Source organism: Leisingera sp. ABM4_103 (genome assembly GCF_056158685.1).
This window is the reverse complement of record NZ_JBSWTU010000008.1, coordinates 137,835-153,722: the sequence shown is the minus strand read 5'-3', so window position 1 is coordinate 153,722 and position 15,888 is coordinate 137,835. Positions and strand designations below refer to the sequence as shown.

17 protein-coding genes are annotated in these 15,888 nt (G+C 60.0%); 15 read left to right on the top strand and 2 right to left on the bottom strand.

Annotated features, from left to right (window positions below; genetic code table 11):
- Positions 1-478 precede the first annotated feature (478 nt).
- Genes ACXAED_RS24150 through ACXAED_RS24080 form a run of 15 tightly spaced genes read left to right on the top strand, consistent with a single transcriptional unit; the run spans position 479 to position 12,543 of the window.
- Positions 479-772 (top strand): hypothetical protein, encoded by a 294-nt coding sequence (locus tag ACXAED_RS24150; RefSeq protein WP_027233668.1) that lies wholly within the window; start codon positions 479-481, stop codon positions 770-772.
- Positions 672-1,418 (top strand): lytic transglycosylase domain-containing protein, encoded by a 747-nt coding sequence (locus ACXAED_RS24145; protein WP_475054360.1) that lies wholly within the window; start codon positions 672-674, stop codon positions 1,416-1,418. Before ACXAED_RS24150 ends, ACXAED_RS24145 begins: the two co-directional genes overlap by 101 nt.
- An 11-nt stretch (positions 1,419-1,429) precedes the next feature.
- Positions 1,430-1,717, top strand: a complete 288-nt coding sequence (locus tag ACXAED_RS24140; RefSeq protein WP_065269219.1) for a TrbC/VirB2 family protein — start codon at positions 1,430-1,432, stop codon at positions 1,715-1,717.
- A 27-nt stretch (positions 1,718-1,744) separates the two neighbouring features.
- Positions 1,745-2,074: a VirB3 family type IV secretion system protein gene (locus ACXAED_RS24135; protein WP_475054248.1), complete on the top strand. Its 330-nt coding sequence runs from the start codon at positions 1,745-1,747 to the stop codon at positions 2,072-2,074.
- Positions 2,074-4,434 (top strand): VirB4 family type IV secretion/conjugal transfer ATPase, encoded by a 2,361-nt coding sequence (locus ACXAED_RS24130; RefSeq protein ID WP_475054246.1) that lies wholly within the window; start codon positions 2,074-2,076, stop codon positions 4,432-4,434. The genes ACXAED_RS24135 and ACXAED_RS24130 overlap by 1 nt, the downstream gene beginning before the upstream one ends.
- Positions 4,431-5,138: a P-type DNA transfer protein VirB5 gene (gene virB5 / locus ACXAED_RS24125; protein ID WP_475054243.1), complete on the top strand. Its 708-nt coding sequence runs from the start codon at positions 4,431-4,433 to the stop codon at positions 5,136-5,138. The genes ACXAED_RS24130 and virB5 overlap by 4 nt, the downstream gene beginning before the upstream one ends.
- 3 nt (positions 5,139-5,141) lie before the next feature.
- Positions 5,142-5,381: an EexN family lipoprotein gene (locus ACXAED_RS24120; RefSeq protein WP_475054241.1), complete on the top strand. Its 240-nt coding sequence runs from the start codon at positions 5,142-5,144 to the stop codon at positions 5,379-5,381.
- Positions 5,382-5,383: 2 nt separating this feature from the next.
- Complete coding sequence (locus ACXAED_RS24115) at positions 5,384-6,265, top strand: TrbL/VirB6 family protein (protein WP_475054239.1); 882 nt, start codon at positions 5,384-5,386, stop codon at positions 6,263-6,265.
- A 44-nt stretch (positions 6,266-6,309) separates the two neighbouring features.
- Positions 6,310-6,504 (top strand): hypothetical protein, encoded by a 195-nt coding sequence (locus tag ACXAED_RS24110; RefSeq protein ID WP_475054237.1) that lies wholly within the window; start codon positions 6,310-6,312, stop codon positions 6,502-6,504.
- A 2-nt stretch (positions 6,505-6,506) separates the two neighbouring features.
- The gene (locus tag ACXAED_RS24105) at positions 6,507-7,193 is read left to right on the top strand and encodes a VirB8 family type IV secretion system protein (protein ID WP_475054235.1); all 687 of its coding nucleotides are present in this window, start codon (positions 6,507-6,509) and stop codon (positions 7,191-7,193) included.
- Positions 7,190-8,035 (top strand): P-type conjugative transfer protein VirB9, encoded by an 846-nt coding sequence (virB9, locus tag ACXAED_RS24100; protein ID WP_475054232.1) that lies wholly within the window; start codon positions 7,190-7,192, stop codon positions 8,033-8,035. Before ACXAED_RS24105 ends, virB9 begins: the two co-directional genes overlap by 4 nt.
- Positions 8,036-8,037: 2 nt before the next feature.
- A complete protein-coding gene (virB10, locus tag ACXAED_RS24095; protein WP_475054230.1) occupies positions 8,038-9,183 on the top strand; it encodes a type IV secretion system protein VirB10 in 1,146 nt (381 codons plus the stop codon).
- Between the two features lie 5 nt (positions 9,184-9,188).
- Positions 9,189-10,229, top strand: a complete 1,041-nt coding sequence (virB11, locus tag ACXAED_RS24090) for a P-type DNA transfer ATPase VirB11 (protein WP_475054228.1) — start codon at positions 9,189-9,191, stop codon at positions 10,227-10,229.
- Positions 10,226-11,836, top strand: a complete 1,611-nt coding sequence (locus tag ACXAED_RS24085; RefSeq protein ID WP_475054226.1) for a type IV secretory system conjugative DNA transfer family protein — start codon at positions 10,226-10,228, stop codon at positions 11,834-11,836. The genes virB11 and ACXAED_RS24085 overlap by 4 nt, the downstream gene beginning before the upstream one ends.
- Entirely contained in the window at positions 11,833-12,543 is a 711-nt protein-coding gene (locus tag ACXAED_RS24080) for an IS6 family transposase (RefSeq protein WP_008335478.1), read from the top strand. Before ACXAED_RS24085 ends, ACXAED_RS24080 begins: the two co-directional genes overlap by 4 nt.
- A gap of 71 nt (positions 12,544-12,614) precedes the next feature.
- Here ACXAED_RS24080 and ACXAED_RS24075 read toward each other — a convergent pair whose 3' ends face one another.
- A complete protein-coding gene (locus ACXAED_RS24075) occupies positions 12,615-14,063 on the bottom strand; it encodes an NAD-dependent succinate-semialdehyde dehydrogenase (protein ID WP_051357608.1) in 1,449 nt (482 codons plus the stop codon).
- A 74-nt stretch (positions 14,064-14,137) separates the two neighbouring features.
- A complete protein-coding gene (locus ACXAED_RS24070) occupies positions 14,138-15,808 on the bottom strand; it encodes a BCCT family transporter (protein WP_027233549.1) in 1,671 nt (556 codons plus the stop codon).
- Positions 15,809-15,888: the final 80 nt, after the last annotated feature.

Below are 15,888 nucleotides of genomic sequence, written 5' to 3'. Positions count from 1 at the left end.
AACGCCAGATCTGCAAAGGCGGTTCAATCGGAAATGGTGTGATCCGGCGGATGAACTCTGCACGCGCCTCGCCGCACTCTGCCGAGGCCGGCCAACCGCCTGAAAGGCAGAGCAAAATCGCGCAGTCGATGGGCGCCGCTTCCGTGCGCGAAATTCCGCCTATTACCGCTGAAGCTGCTAGCAGCCCGGCCGCTACCGTTTTACGTGTCCTGTAAATCATTTGCGCGATCCAAAATCATGTTACTCAACTCAAGAATGTCCAAACGCTCTAATACACGTTGGCTGGCGGAGCGTTACCCGACGGACGATGCCTGCGTCCACCTGATTTTCCAAAAATGGCACGTTTAGCGGATTCGCGCTTTCGCCACTTACGCCTTTTATCTTTTTGCGCTTTTTTGTATTTAGCGCTTTCCTCTTGGAGTGGAATGTGATTCAAAGCTAACTGCACCTGTCATCGTATTTCGGCAGGTGAGGATAGATGCGAATTAACCGACCAGTAGTTACCAGCGATGCACTTCCTTCATTTTTCAAGAAGGGCGGCCGGGTTGAATACCGCCCCATTAACACACCAAAAGGCTGGCAGTGGGAACTGTGGGCCATCTCTCCTGACGGCCATGAGGAGATTGTCACCTCCTCGAAGACCGGCGGCCCGCGGGTTTTCAAAACAGCGGATGCATTGCTGGCCTTCCACATCCGGAACAACCCCGGCGCCAACGGCTTGTTCATCCCGATCCCGGACGACAGCGGTCAAGAAAGCACCGGCGGCAGCTAAAGGGCGCCCATCGGCATTCTTGTTCGCTGCTATACTAGGAGTGGCGTCAGCCGCTCCCGCCTCAGCCGGAAAGCTCAGCCGTCAGGCATTTGAAGCCATTGCCGAAAACTGCGCTCCGGGCGTCGCGCTCCATATTCTGGAGAAAATTGTCCGGTCAGAGAGCGGATTCAACCCGTTCGCCATCGGTGTGAATGGCCCGGACCGCCGGAGCTATGCCCCGGCCAGCGCTGCCGAGGCGGCCGCAGTGTCGCGCGAGATGATCTCTAGGGGCGAGTCCATCGACATGGGCCTCGGCCAGGTTAACAGCGCCAACCTCGCCTGGCTGGGGCTCACCCCGGAAACCGTCTTTGATCCCTGCAAGAACCTTGAAGCCTCTGCCAAGGTTCTGCGCGACGGGTATGAGCGCGCGCGGAAGGCAGGCGCATCCAGAGAGGATGCGCTGGGGAAAGCCCTCTCGGCCTACAACACCGGCTCGTTCACACGCGGTTTCACAAACGGCTATGTGGCGCGCGTGCTGGGCGGGAACGGGACAGGCCGTCAACATTCTGCAGATCGCCCCCCCGTAACAGCAGTTGCCGCGGATGCGGCAACACGCTGGGATGTGTTCGGAAGCTCCGGAACATCCGCATCGCTTGTATTTCAATAAAGGAGACCCTCATGCGAACCGATTTCGCGAAACGCCGCAACTTTGCGGCGCCCATAGTCATGGCCGCCATCCTGACCCTGGCCGCACAGCCGGCCGCGGCTGCGGGGTTCACGGATTTCTTCAACAACATCGTCGATGAGTTCAACAACGCCAAACAGCCGCTGGCCCTCATCGGGCTTATGCTGGTGGGCGTCGGCTGGCTCTTCAACTTCGTCGACCTGCGGCGGGCAGGCTGGGTCGTGGGCGGCATCGTACTGATCTACGCCTCGACCGATGTGCTGTCGATGATCACCGCCTAAGCAGCCGGAACGGAAAAGGGAGGCCATATGGACATGGAAAAGATCAACGAGGATCCACTGTTCCTGGCGCTGACACGCCCGGCGATGATCTGGGGCATTCCTATGGAAGCCTTTGCGATCTCCTGCGGGGCCGCGGGCCTGGCAATGATTGCTGCGGACTCGATTTTCTACCTGCTCCTGGCTCTCCCTTTTCTCGCCATGTCACGGTTCATCGTGCAGCGCGACCAGAACGCCTTCCGCATTCTGTTCCGCTGGTTCGACACTGGCGCACGCTGCCTCAATCACCGGTTCTGGGGCGGTTCTTCGTCCTCGGCTCTGCGCCTCAAGCGGGACTACAGGATTGAGGAAATTGATTGATGGGTTTTACCAAGAAAATTAAAGCGGAGCTGACCGCAGACCGCTACCTGCCGTACATCCGGCACTCCGATGAGCACACCATTATCACGCGCGGCCGCGGCGCATTCCAGATGCTCAAACTGGACGGCGTCTCCTTTGAAACCGCTGACCGGCAGCGGATCAACACCCTGCACAACAGCCTCAATCATGCGCTGCGCAACATCGCCGATGACAATGTGATGCTCTACGTGCACGTGATCCGAACGGCAGATGACGACTACCCCGACGGCGGCTTCTCGTCTGAGACGAGCAAATGGATCGATGCCTCCTACCGCGAAACGCTTGAGCGCAAGACACTCTTCCGGAACGACATTTACCTGACGGTCTACATGCAGCCGCGGGAGCTGCCCGGCGCCAAGCTGGCGAAAGGTGTCCGCCGCGCCCGGACCAGCCAGATCGAGGTGGACAAGGATCTGCTTGGCGAACTGGATGACAAAACCCTGCAGCTCCTCAGCAACCTGAGCCGGTTCAAGCCCCGGCGGCTGGCTGTCGAGCGCAACAGCAGAGGCCTGCTGATCTCCCAGCCTGCCAGTGTGCTGCGACAGCTCATCACCGGCCACAATGAGCCCGTCCCTGTTGTCATGGGCACCATCGGCAATGCGATCTACACCGACCGGGTGATTTTCGGCCGGGAAGCGTTCGAAATCCGGCACCCGGCCGCTTCCACCTATGGCGCCATGTTCGGGGTGAAGGAGTACCACGCCGTCACCCGCCCCAATATGTTCGACAACCTGCTGACGGCCCCGTTTCAATACGTGCTGACCCAATCCTTCCGCTGCGTGGCCAAGCATGAAGCCCTCCGTGCCATGTCGCTCAAAGAAGGCCGGATGCGAAATTCCAAGGATCCGGCGCTGTCCCAGGCGGACCAGCTGGTCAGCGCCCGCGATGAGCTCATGTCAGGTCACTTCGTCATGGGCGAGCACAACTTGAGCCTGGCTGTCTTTGCCAGCGACGCAAGAACCCTGAAAAACCACGTGGCAGACGCCAAGAACCTGCTGGCGGAATCCGGCGCTGTCTCGGGCCGGGAAGACCTGGGCCTTGAAAGCGCCTTCTGGTCGCAGCTTCCCGGCAATCACCCGTTCCGCATCCGCCCTGCCCTGGTCACCAGCCGGAATTTCACGGCAATGGCCCCCTTGCACAACTTCCCGGCCGGGCACCGGAGCGGCAACGAATGGGGCAGCGCCATCGCTAAGCTGCGCTCCACCGCGGGCACACCTTTCTATTTCAACTTCCATGTCGAAGACCTGGGGCATGCGCTTATCTGCGGCCCCTCCGGCTCGGGCAAGACCGTTTTCCAGACCTTCATGCTGTCCCAGCTGGGAAAGTTTGGCGCCAAGGGCATCCTCTTTGACAAGGATTACGGCTGCGAGATCTTCGTGCGCGCCTTGGGCGGAAGCTACCTCGGCTTCCAGCCCGGGCAGCCAACGGGCTGTGCCCCCTTCATGGCGATCGACGCGACGCCGGAAACCGCGCCGTTTCTTGTCTCGCTGGTGAAAAGCATGCTGAGCGGCGGCGACGACAGCTGCCGTTTCTCCGCCGAAGACCAGAAGCGTATCGAAACTGCAGTTGCCTCTCTGGCCACCCTGCCACGCGGACAGCGCTCGGTCTCGACGCTGAAAGAACTGCTGGGCTTCGGCCGGGGCGCCGGGGATATCGGCAACCGGCTGGACCGCTGGTGCGAAACTGGCCAGTTCGGCTGGATCTTCGACAACCAGGCGGACTTAATCGATTTCGGAGCCAGCCTGGCTGGATTTGATATCACCGCTTTCCTGGATGACCCTGAAATCCGCAATCCGATCATGATGTACCTAATGTACAGGGTCGAGCAGCTGATCAACGGCCAGCGCATCGCAATCTTTATCGATGAATTCTGGAAAGCGCTGTCGGACCCCTATTTCGTCTCCTTTGTGCGGGACAAACTGAAGGTGATCCGGAAGCAGAACGGCATTATCGTGGCCGGCACCCAGTCCCCCTCAGACGTGCTTGCCAGCCCGATCGCCCGGACCGTGATTGAGCAATGTGCCAACCTGATCTTCTTCGGCTCGGACAAGGCCAGCCGGGCCGACCTTATTGACGGATTCGGGCTGTCTGAGCGGGAATTCGACATCATCCGGAACGAGCTGCCGCGGGGACACTTCCTGGTGAAACAGGGCGGAAACTCGGTGGTCTGCGATCTGGATCTGACCGGGCTTGATGACGTCCTGACTGTTCTGTCAGGCCGCACCGCCACCAATGAAATCATGCGTGAGCTGCGGGCTGATAACCCGGATCCAGCACACTGGCTTCCCCTGCTGTTTCAAAGACGAAAGGAGATGAAATGAAAAAACTCCTACTCACATCCGCACTCGCTCTGACCCTATCATGCACAGGCGCGCATGCCGCAGGTGTCCCAGTTGTCGATGCTACAGCCATCGCCAACGCCAAGGCGCAGTTCGCTAAGGAGCTGGCGCAGATGGCACAGGAGCTTGAAGAGGCCAGACGTCTCTATGACTCTGTGAACGGCCTGACCAGCATGGATGATATCGCCGAGGCGCTCAATGATCCCAAAGTCCGGGAGTTGCTGGGCGCCGATGCCATGCGGATTGCCAGCGCCTTTGATGTCGATCTTGACGATTTGGGTGAACTGGCCGGGGCCGCGCGGGATGTCTACGATCATGCCTCTCTGATTGGCGCGGACATCTCCGCCGAGGATTTCTACCGGAAAGAACTAGAGCGCATTAAAGGCCAGAGTGCCCGGAATGCCGCTATGGGAGACCGCATTCTGCAGGTAGCTGACGACCGGTTATCCGGGCTGGAAAAGCTGCGCATGGAAATCGGCCGGGCGGAAACTCAGAAGGAGATCAATGCCCTGAACGCCCGCCTCTCGGTCGAGCAGGCCATGCTGCAGAACGACACCAACCGCATCCAAGGCCTCGCCATGCTGCAGGAGGCGCAGATGCAAGTCGAAGAACAGCGCCAGCACGAATACCGGGCCAAACTGCGGGTGCAACGCCTTGAAAACGCGAAAAATCTCTATGGAGAATAAGTGATGAATCTTCGAGCGGCGACTTTCCTTTCTCTGCTTTTTCTTGCCGCGTGCAACGAGGAGGAAAACCACACGATCGAATACTTCCTGGAAAACGAACATGAACGGGCCACGATGATCGAAGCTTGCGAAGTACAAGATCGGTCAGGTGTAGATGCCAATTGCCGAAACGCAACAGAAGCGGCTGCAAAAGCTCGGCGGATCAAGAGGTTGGAAACTGCCAAAAGACTTTACGGAGAATAGTTATGTGGGATTGGTTCTTTTCCCAGTTTACCAGCAGCATCGCGGACACGACCAACACGATTGCCGGCAAAATGTCAGGCGCGTTGGCAGCACCTCTGGCCGCAGCCATGACCTTGTATATTGTGCTTTATGGTTTTGCGATCATGCGCGGTATGATTCAGGAGCCAGTGATGGATTTCTTGGCGCGCGGGATAAAACTCGCCATCATTTGGTCCTTGGTTAGTGGTGCAGGCGGCTACTCGAGCTGGGTTTCGAACACAATCCTGACTGACACACCGGCATTTGTAACTGGCATAACTGGGGGCACGGGAAATAATCCGGCCGACAGTGTAATGGCGCACGTCACAGATCTAGGGGTCCGGGCTGAGGAAGAAGCAGGAAGCGGTATTTCCGGCAGCATCACTGGATCCATCCAGAACCTGGTCATAATGGCCTATGGCGCCATTTTTTCAGCAGTTGCACTGTTTGTAGCCGTCATCACGCACTTCGGGCTGGCGATCATGGCGGCGATCGGCCCTCTGTTCATCTGCTTTGCACTATTCGATGTATCTCGAGGATGGTTTTTCTCCTGGCTCGGCCAAACAGTGAACTTCGCAGTCCTTAAGTTGCTGGTGGTTGTTGTCATGACCATCATCGTAGATTTTCTTGCAAAGGTTATCACCAAAACCTCTGGAGTTGATGCGCTCACTGCAATGATGAACTACGCAGTAGCACTCACTTGCGGCATGCTGTTCTTCTTCCTCCTGCCGTCCATAGCCTCGGCGCTGACCGCTGGCACCGGTGCCTCTACCGGCGCGCTGCAACGGGTTGTTGAGCGGAAACTCCTCGGCGGCTCCAGCGGCGGCGGAAACAGCACGCATAGCGGCTCCGCAACCAGAACCTGAGGCTAGAAAATCCGGTCTCACCACCCTTAAATACCAGGTATTACATGAAAAAGCTTTTTGTTCTGGCGGCGGCGCTTGGCGCCACCGCTTGCACCCCGGTGACTCCTCTGCCCGATGTCAGGGGAAGCATGGTGCGCCCGCTGAACCCCACGAAATGGAACTACCAGGAGGCCGTACTCCAGAAGCAGAAGGAAATCGGCCTCGCAAATCCCGCCGATCAGGATAGCCGCGGGAGCTGATCATGAAGGATGCACACGACAAAGAATTCCAGAAATACCTGAGCGAGGCGCGGTCCTTTGATTTTGACCTGCGCATTGCCGCAGAACGGTCAAAGCGGGTGGCCTGGATCATCGCGGGCGGTGCGAGCGTGCTGGCCCTGGCGGCCGTCACTGCAGTAGCCGCGTTGGCGCCTCTGAAAGAGGTCACGCCCTTTGTGATCCGCGTGGACGAGGCCAGCGGCGTGCCGGAGGTCATGACTGCACTGAAAGACGGCGGGCAGACCTATGACGAGGCCGTATCGCGCTATTTCCTTGCCCGCTACGTGCGGACCCGGGAGGGCTACACCTACGCAGAACGGGAGGCAATTTTTCAAGAGGTCTCGCTTCTGTCCTCGCCGGAAACGCAGCAGGAATTCTCTGCCTATTACAACGCCAGCAACCCGCAAAGCCCGCAGTACACCTACGGCAAAGACACCAAGGCCGAGATCAAGATCCGCTCGATTGCCTTCCTCGGGGACGGGCTGGCCCAGGTGCGCTTCTACCGCACTGAAATCAACGAACGGGAAGACCTCCGAACCCGCAGCCATTGGGTGGCCACCATCAATTTTGATTTCGACCCGCGTGCCGAAATCAGCTCCGAAGACCGGCTGATCAACCCGCTGGGCTTCATCGCCAATAACTACCGTGCCGATCCGGAGGTGGTGGAATGAGACTGAAAGCAGCCCTTCTGGCCAGTGTCCTGCTGGTCGCCGCGGGTCCGGCGGCGGCACTGGAAATTCCCGATCCTTCACGGTCAGACAGCCGCGTGCGCTCGGTGCGCTATAACGAATGGGATGTTGTGCGCGTGATCGGCACCATCCGTACCACGGTTCAGATCGTCTTTGCCCAGAGCGAGGAGATCATTGATGTGGCGGGCGGCGACACGATTGCCTGGGAAGTCCAGCCGCGGGGGAACATCCTCTACCTCAAGGCGCGTGAGGCCAATCCTCCAACCAATCTCCAGGTCGCCACCATGCGGGCGGATGGCACAACGCGCACCTATTCCATGGAGCTGATCACCCGCGACGGCGAAATCATGCACAACATGCGGGATGTCTATTTCCAGATCCGCTACACCTACCCCCGCGACGAGGCGGAACGCAGGCGTACGGAAGCTGCCGAACACAAAGCCCGCGCGCAAGAACAGGCTGCAGCAGCCCGGCTTGCCGATGCAGTGGCAACCACCGGCACAAAGAACTGGCGCTACCTGGCCGCCGGCTCCCGCGACCTGCAGCCCGCCAGCGCCTATGACAATGGCGAAATGACCGTGCTGTCGTTCAAGCGCCGCACCCGACTGCCTTCGGTTTTCATCGTCGAAAACGGGCGAGAGCGTACCGCAAACACAACCGTCCGGAAAAACCAGATCATCGTCCACGACGTTGCGCCGGAACTGCGCCTGCGCCTCGGAAACCAAGTCACGGAGATTTACAACATGGGGCCCGGCGATGGCCGCAGCGGCACAGGCACCGGCACAATTTCCCGCTCCGTGCGGCGCGAAATCATCGGGGAATAATCATGGCTGACGACAAGAACCCACTTGATGCCGGGACCGAAAGCGCGATCCCCGAAGAGCGCGGCATCTCCTCCGTAACCGCAGAAAAGACCGGCGGGCTGGATGGCGAAACCCGGAAGAAGCTTTTGGTGCTGGCGGGTATCACCTTCCTTGGTATCGCCGCCTACGCGCAATGGCCCAGCGACGAGGTGCCGGAGGAGCCGGAAACGCAGCTGAGCTTCACGCGGATCCGCTCCAGCGGCAGCTTCCAGCCCGCCGATCTTCCGGATCCGGCACCTGTTGTCCTGCCGGCACCGGTTCCGTCTGAGCCGGTGAAGCCGCTCGGTCCTATCGAACAGGCCAGAGCCGAGGAAGAGCGTCGCCCTGCCCCGCCCAGCGAGGCAGACCTGATCTACGAAAGCTCGAAGCGGGCCCCGCTCCTGGCCTACTCAGGTCCCCGCGGCACCGCAGCAGCCAACGCGGACGCGGCAGCGGGCAGCCCCGGCGGCCTGTTCGGCAGTGCCGCCGACGGTGCAGGTGGAGACTTGAGCGGCTTTGCGTCTTCGCTGCTCACCGGGGCGCCCTCGCCCGCCAAAGCCAAGCTTCTCGATAATCCGCATTTGACCATCACCCAGGGAACAATGATCCGCTGCGCGCTTGATACGGCAATGGATTCCAGCAACCCCGGCATGGTCCGCTGCACCGTGACCGACGACATATTCTCCACCACCGGCGCGGTTGTTCTGCTGGAACGGGGAACCCGGATCATTGGCGAATACCAGGGCGGCTTGAAGCGGGGGAACCGGCGCCTGTTCGTGGTGTGGACCCGGGCAGAAACCCCCAATGGTGTCACCGTCAGCCTGGCGTCTCCCGCCACCGATACCCTCGGCCGCAGCGGATTTGACGGTGATGTGGATACCCAATTCTGGACCCGTTTCGGCGGCACCATGATGCTGTCGGTCATTGATGACGCCCTGGCGATTGCGGCAAACCGCCATGATGAGGATGGCGAATATGAGAGCACAAGCAACGGTGCCAGCAGGCTGGCCGAAACCGAGCTGGAAAACACCATCAACGTGCCGGTGATCCTGCGGAAGAACCAAGGCGAGGAGGTTGCCGTGATGGTTGCCCGCGACCTGGACTTTTCCTCTGTCTACAAGCTGCGGTGACTGCCATGACAGATCCCTGTCCCATCGGAACGGTAAATCGGGTGCCAGTGGCACTCGCGGCCTATCTAGAGCCGCTCAACAGCTTCCTCGACCGGCCGGATGTTATTGAGATATGCGTCAACGGCCCTGGCCGTGTCTTCGTCGAGGCCTATTCCGACTGGGAGACCTACGACCTACCTCAGATGACATTCGACTTCCTCATGAGCATGGTGCGTGCCATCGGCTCCTACGCCCGCCAGGAGATCAACGAAACCAATCCGCTTCTGTCCGGCTCGCTGCCGTGTGGCGAGCGGATCCAGATTGTGGTGCCGCCTGCGGTGCCCGCAGGCACTGTCAGCATCACGATCAGGAAACCGGCTCAGCGCAGCTTTACACTGGAAGAGCTGGCCGGGCTGGGAATGTTCGATGACGTCACAGCCGATGCAGATACGCCCGATGGGGACAGCAGAGAGCTAATGCAGCTGCACAGGGACCAAGCCTGGCTCCCCTTTCTGAAGAAGGCCGTCACCGCCAAGAAAAACATCCTGATTTCCGGCGCCACCGGCTCCGGCAAAACAACCTTTTCCAAGGCACTGATCCCGCTGATCCCCGAGCATGAACGGCTGATCACGATCGAGGACACCGTGGAGCTCGAACTGCCGCAGCCCAATGTGGTGCGACTGATTTATTCGAAAGGCGGCCAGGGCGAAGCCAATGTGTCCGCACGTGACCTCCTGGAAAGCGCCCTGCGGATGCGGCCAGACCGGATCTTCCTGCAGGAGCTGCGCGACGCCGCGGCCTTCTACTATCTGCGCAATGTGAACACAGGCCACGCAGGATCGATCACTACTATCCACGCGGATTCCGCACAGCTCGCCTTCGAGCAGCTGGCTCTGCTGGTGAAGGAAAGCGAAGCCGGGCGCGACCTCAAGCGCGGCGAGATCAAGGACATGCTTTTCCAGATGGTCGATGTGGTGGTGCAGATCAGGAAAACCCCGCAGGGACGGCGCATTACCGAGATTTTCTATGACCCCTCCTTGAAGCAGGCCAAGGGAGGGGCGGAATGATCGTCCAGAACTGGCCCCGCATGGGCACCGGCACCCGCATGGCCGCGGTGGCTGCAGGGACGGGTCTTGCCGTCCTCGGCGGCCTCGCGGCCTCTGCGCTGGTGCTGCAGTGGGGGCTCAAGATCCCGGTTTCTTTGCCTCAGGATCTGCTGATCTATCCCGAGTTAGCACTGGCAGGCGGCCAGCCCGCGCATACCGCGAAATGGTTGAAACTGGCCGGCTATGCGGCCCTGGCACCAGCAGCTCTGATCATCGCCGGGATTCTCAAGTCTCAGCCGAAGCCTGACCTGCACGGCAGCGCCGCATTCGCCAAGGCCGCAGATATCAGACGTGCAGGCCTGCGGGCAAAACAGGGGCTGATTGCAGGGTTCACAGGCCCCCTGCCCTCGCCGAACTACGGCAAGCCCGTTGACCGTTTCGGGAGGGTCGATGAAAACAACGGCAAGGTAAAAGTGGCCAGGACCGGTCATCTGACAGCCAGCAATCTTCTGCGCTATGGCGGGCCGGAGCATATGATGCTCTATGCCCCGACCCGCTCAGGCAAGGGCGTGGGTGTTGTGATCCCCAACCTGCTGAACTGGCCGGAATCGGCGGTCATCCTCGATATCAAGAAAGAGAACTGGACCCTCACTGCAGGCTTCCGGAAAGCAGGCGGCCAGGAGGTGTTCATGTTCGACCCCTTGGAGCCGAACGGCCGCACGCACCGCTGGAACCCGCTGTCCGCCGTGCGCCGGGGCACCGGTTACCAGATCGATGATCTCCAGCGTCTGGCTGACCTGTTCATTCCTGTGCAATCCAAAGACCCGTTCTTCGACCGCGCCGCCCAAACCGCCTTTGTCGGCGTCGGCGGCTATCTGGCCGAAACGCCCGAGCTGCCGTTCACCCTCGGCGAAATCTACCGGCAGCTCACCCTCACGGATCAATTCGTCAAGACATTCAAAAAGAGGATCGAGGACCGGGCCGCATCGGGAACGCCCCTGTCGCAGCAAACCGTCTCCACGCTCAACGACTTCCTGTCCAAGAGCGAGGCAACCTTTGAAAGCGTGAAGTCCACCATCACCGCAAACCTGGGACTGTTTGCAAACCCGATGCTCGACCGCACAACATCGGCATCTGATTTCAACTTCGCCGATCTGCGCAGGAAGCCGATGAGCATCTATGTCGGCATCACCCCCAACAACCTCGGCCGCCTAGCGCCCCTGCTCAACCTTTTCTTCCAGAGCTGTGTTGACGCCAACATGCAGGAGCTGCCCGAGCACAATCCGGAGCTGAAACACCGTGTCCTATTGTGCATGGATGAGTTCGCGGCCGTGGGTGAGCTGCCCAGCTTCAAACGCGGCATCGGGTATTTCGCGGGCTACGGGCTGAAGGTGCTGACCATCCTTCAGACACCGGCGCAGCTGGCGGATATCTACGGCCAGGAGGGGGCAAAATCCTATATGGACAACGCCGGCGTGACCGTGGTGTTCACACCCAAGAATATCGACGAAGCCAAGAAGATCTCAGAACGCCTCGGCACACATGGCTTGGCCGCGAGGAGCGAGAGCAAGTCGAAAGGCATTGCCAAGTTGATCACGGGGTTCCGTCGGGATAGGCGGTCATCATGAAAACCGTGCCGACAATTCGACGCCTGAAGGGCTTTCGTTTTCCCCGCGAGATCATCTCCTATGCCGTCTGGGCTTACCATCGGTTTGCGCTGAGCACGGCAGATGTCGAGGATCTGCTGGCCGAACGCGGCGTGATGGTCAGCCGGGAAACCGTCCGGAACTGGGTGAACCGGTTTGGCCGCCATTTCGCCGATTGCATCAAGCGCGACAGGCCGGGCGCCAGTGACAAATGGCACTTGGATGAAGTCGTTGTTCCGATCAATGGCGTGAAGTTCTGGCTTTGGCGGGCAGTCGACGCGAATGGGAATGTGCTCGACATTCTCGTGCAAAAGCAACGTAATGCAAAGGCCGCCAGCCGGTTCTTGAAGCGGCTGATCGACCGGTTTGGCGCGCCGCGGGTCGTGATCACCGACAAGCTGCGCAGTTACATCAGGCCGATCCGCAACCTCGTGGCGAATGCTGATCATCGGGCGCACAAGGGCTTGAACAACCGGATCGAAGGATCCCATCGGCCTACCCGCAAGCGAGAGAAACTCATGGGGCGGTTCAAGTCACCCGGACAGGCTCAGAGATTTCTGGACGCACATGACCAGATCAACATGTTCTTCCGTCCCCGCCGCTATCGTCTTACCGCCACATCGTACCGCCACGCCCGATCCGATGCCTTTGATCTTTGGAACGGCTACGCACTCGAGATGACCGCATGACGGGCGCGGAGCAGGCCGCATTCAGCCGGGTGCAAATAAGTTGGCAATGCCGGCAGACTTGTATATCTCCCTCATACGCTCAAACAGCAGTATTTCAGCTCCATATAATCCTCGATCCCATATTTTGATCCTTCACGGCCAAGACCTGACTGCTTGACCCCGCCAAAAGGTGCTACTTCGGTAGAGATCAAACCAGTGTTAACGCCTACCATTCCGTATTCAAGCTCCTCCATTACTCGATAGATCCGGGTCAAGTCGCGGCTGTAGAAATACGACGCCAGGCCAAACTCGGTGTCATTGGCTGCATTCAGTACTTCCTCCACTTCCGAAAACCGGAAAACAGGCGCCAACGGGCCAAAGGTCTCTTCTCGTGCCACCGCCATCTCTTGGGTTACCCCGGCAATCACCGTCGGCTGGAAAAAGGTGCCCCCAAGATCATGCCGCTTGCCGCCGACGGTCACCTGCCCACCCTTGGAAACGGCATCGCTGATGTGTTCACCCACTTTTTCCACCGCAGCCTCGCTGATCAGCGGCCCAATGGCAGTGCCTTCAGCAAAACCGTCGCCAACCGGAAGAGCCGCTACGGCCGCTGAGAGCTTCTCCACAAAGGCATCATGGACGGCATCCTGCACATATATCCGGTTGGTGCAGACACATGTCTGGCCGGCGTTGCGGAATTTCGAGATCAGCGCGCCTTCGACTGCAGCATCCAGATCGGCGTCATCGAACACGATGAAAGGCGCGTTTCCGCCCAGTTCCAGCGACAGCTTCTTGATCTGTCCCGCGCCCTGGCGCATCAGGATGCTGCCAACATTGGTGGATCCAGTAAAACTGATTTTCCGCATCGCCGGGTTTTCGCAGAATTCCAGCCCGATACCCTTACTGTCGGTCGATGGCAGCACCGAGAAAATACCCGCAGGAATGCCTGCTTCCTCAGCCAGCTTGGCGATTGCCAGAGCTGACAATGGGGTCTCGCTGGCAGGCCGGACAACCATGGCGCAACCCGCCGCCAGCGCCGGACCAGCCTTGCGGGTGATCATGGCGTTGGGAAAATTCCAGGGCGTTATCGCGCCGACCACGCCCACCGGCTGTTTTAACACCATAATACGCTTGTCGCGCTGATGGCCGGGGATAGTGTCGCCATAAACCCGCTTGGCCTCTTCCGCGAACCATTCGATGAAGCTGGCGCCATACATGATCTCGCCCTTTGCTTCGTTGAGCGGTTTGCCCATCTCGGCGGTCAGGATCGCGGCGAGGTCGTCAGCATGAGCAACCATCAAGTCGAACCACTTGCGCAGAACTGTTGCGCGTTCTTTGCCGGTATACTGCGCCCAGTTCTTTTGCGCGGCCTTTGCCGCGTCAATGGCCGCCCTGGCGTCTTCGACCGTGCAATCGGCCACCTCGGCCAGCACTTCGCCGGTGGACGGATTGTGCACCGGGAAACGGGTGCTGCGTCCCTGCCATTCGCCATTCAGATAGGCGTCCTGCAGCAACAGATCGGGACGGGAGAGTGAGAACATTTCTGAGTACTCCAGTTCAGTTGAGAAAGGTGCGGGATTCCCCCGGCCCGGTATCGTATTGGCCGTCAGCCGGATCAGGCGTGCAGGTCGCCATCCATGGCGGTGCCGTCCGGTGCGCTCTCGGCCGCACCAGAGACCGCAGCCGGATCTTCCAGGAGCGATTTGATCACCCCCCAGGCCATCATCACCACCAGGACCGAGATCGGCAGCGCAGCGGCAATTGCCGCGGTCTGCAGCGCCGACAGCCCACCTGCCATCAGCAGCACCGCCGCCACCAGCCCCTGTGCCGCGCCCCAGATGATCCGGTGGATCTTCGGCGGATGCGCGTTGCCCATCGACAGGATCGTCGTGACCACCAGCGTGCCGGAGTCCGAGCTGGTAATGAACCAGGTGGCCAGCAGAAAGGTGGTCAGCGCCGAGATCGCCCAGGCAAGCGTGCCGCCGTCTGCCAGCAGATCTATAGTGCCGAACAGGGTGCCTCCTAGATTCCAGCTGTTGACCATGGCGATCAGTCCCGCGGTGCCCGCGCCGCCCTCGGCGTTCAGCTCCAGGAACAATGCGTTGCCGCCGAACACCGAGATCCAGATGAATGCCATCGTGGTTGGCACCAGCATGGCACCGAACATGAACTCCCGGATGGTGCGACCCTTGGAAATGCGGGCAATGAACATGCCCACAAAGGGGGCCCAGCTCAGCCACCAGCCCCAGTAGAAAATGGTCCAGCCCCCCTGCCAGGCGACATCTCCCGGTGCCGACGCGGTCCAGAAGCCCATCGACAGGAACTGCGTCACGTAATCGCCTGTCGCGTTCAGAAAGAAGCCGGCCAGCCACTGGGTCGGCCCGGCGATCACAAAGAACAGGATCAGAGCGATGGTCAGCACGACGTTCCACTCCGACAAGATCTTGATGCCTCGGCCGATGCCGGAAACCGCCGACAAGGTCGCCACGACAGAAATGATAATGACCAACACGACCTGGGTGCCCACGCCCGGATCGACACCGAACAGAACGTTCAGGCCATGGGCCATCTGGTTCACCCCCAGCCCCATCGAGGTGGCGATGCCGAAGACGGTCCCGAACACGGCCAGCAGATCGGCCGCATGGCCCGCCGGGCCATAAATCCGCTCGCCCAGCACCGGGTACAGCGCCGACCGGAAGGTCAGCGGCAGCTTCTTGCGGAAGGCAAAATAGCCAAGCGCCAGACCGGTCAGCGTGTAGATCGCCCAACCGTGCAGCCCCCAGTGGAAGTTGGTCACGCGCACCGCATCCACGGCCCGCTCAAGGCTCATGCCGGTATGTCCCGAGGCATCGGCAAACGGGTTGTTGGGATAGCCCCAGCCCGCTGACGTGTCGAAATAGAACAGCGGCTCCGCGACGCCGAAGAACATAATGCCGATCGACACCGACGCCGAAAACAGCATGGCAAACCAGGAGAAGCGGCTAAATTCCGGCCTGGAATCATCATCCCCGAGGCGGATCGAGCCGAAGCGGCTGAACATCAGGAACAGGCAGGCAAACAGAATAATGATGACCGAGCTGATGTAGTACCAGCTGAGCGCGCCTTCGACCCAGGAGCGGATGCCGCCAAAGATCTTGCCCGCGTAGTCCACGTTCAGGATGGTGAACACCACAAAGGCAGCAATCATTGCCTTAGAGGCGATGCTCATGCCGTTGTGCAGTCCTTTGAATGGCCCTTGTCCGGCGACCAGCAGGCCCCCGGGACCGGGTTTGTCGTTTCTCGCCATGGTTTCCTCCCTTAGGCAACGACCGCGTGTGTCCGGCCGCGCGCAAGCGCAGCCGGTGGTGTAAATGTCCTCCGATGGGG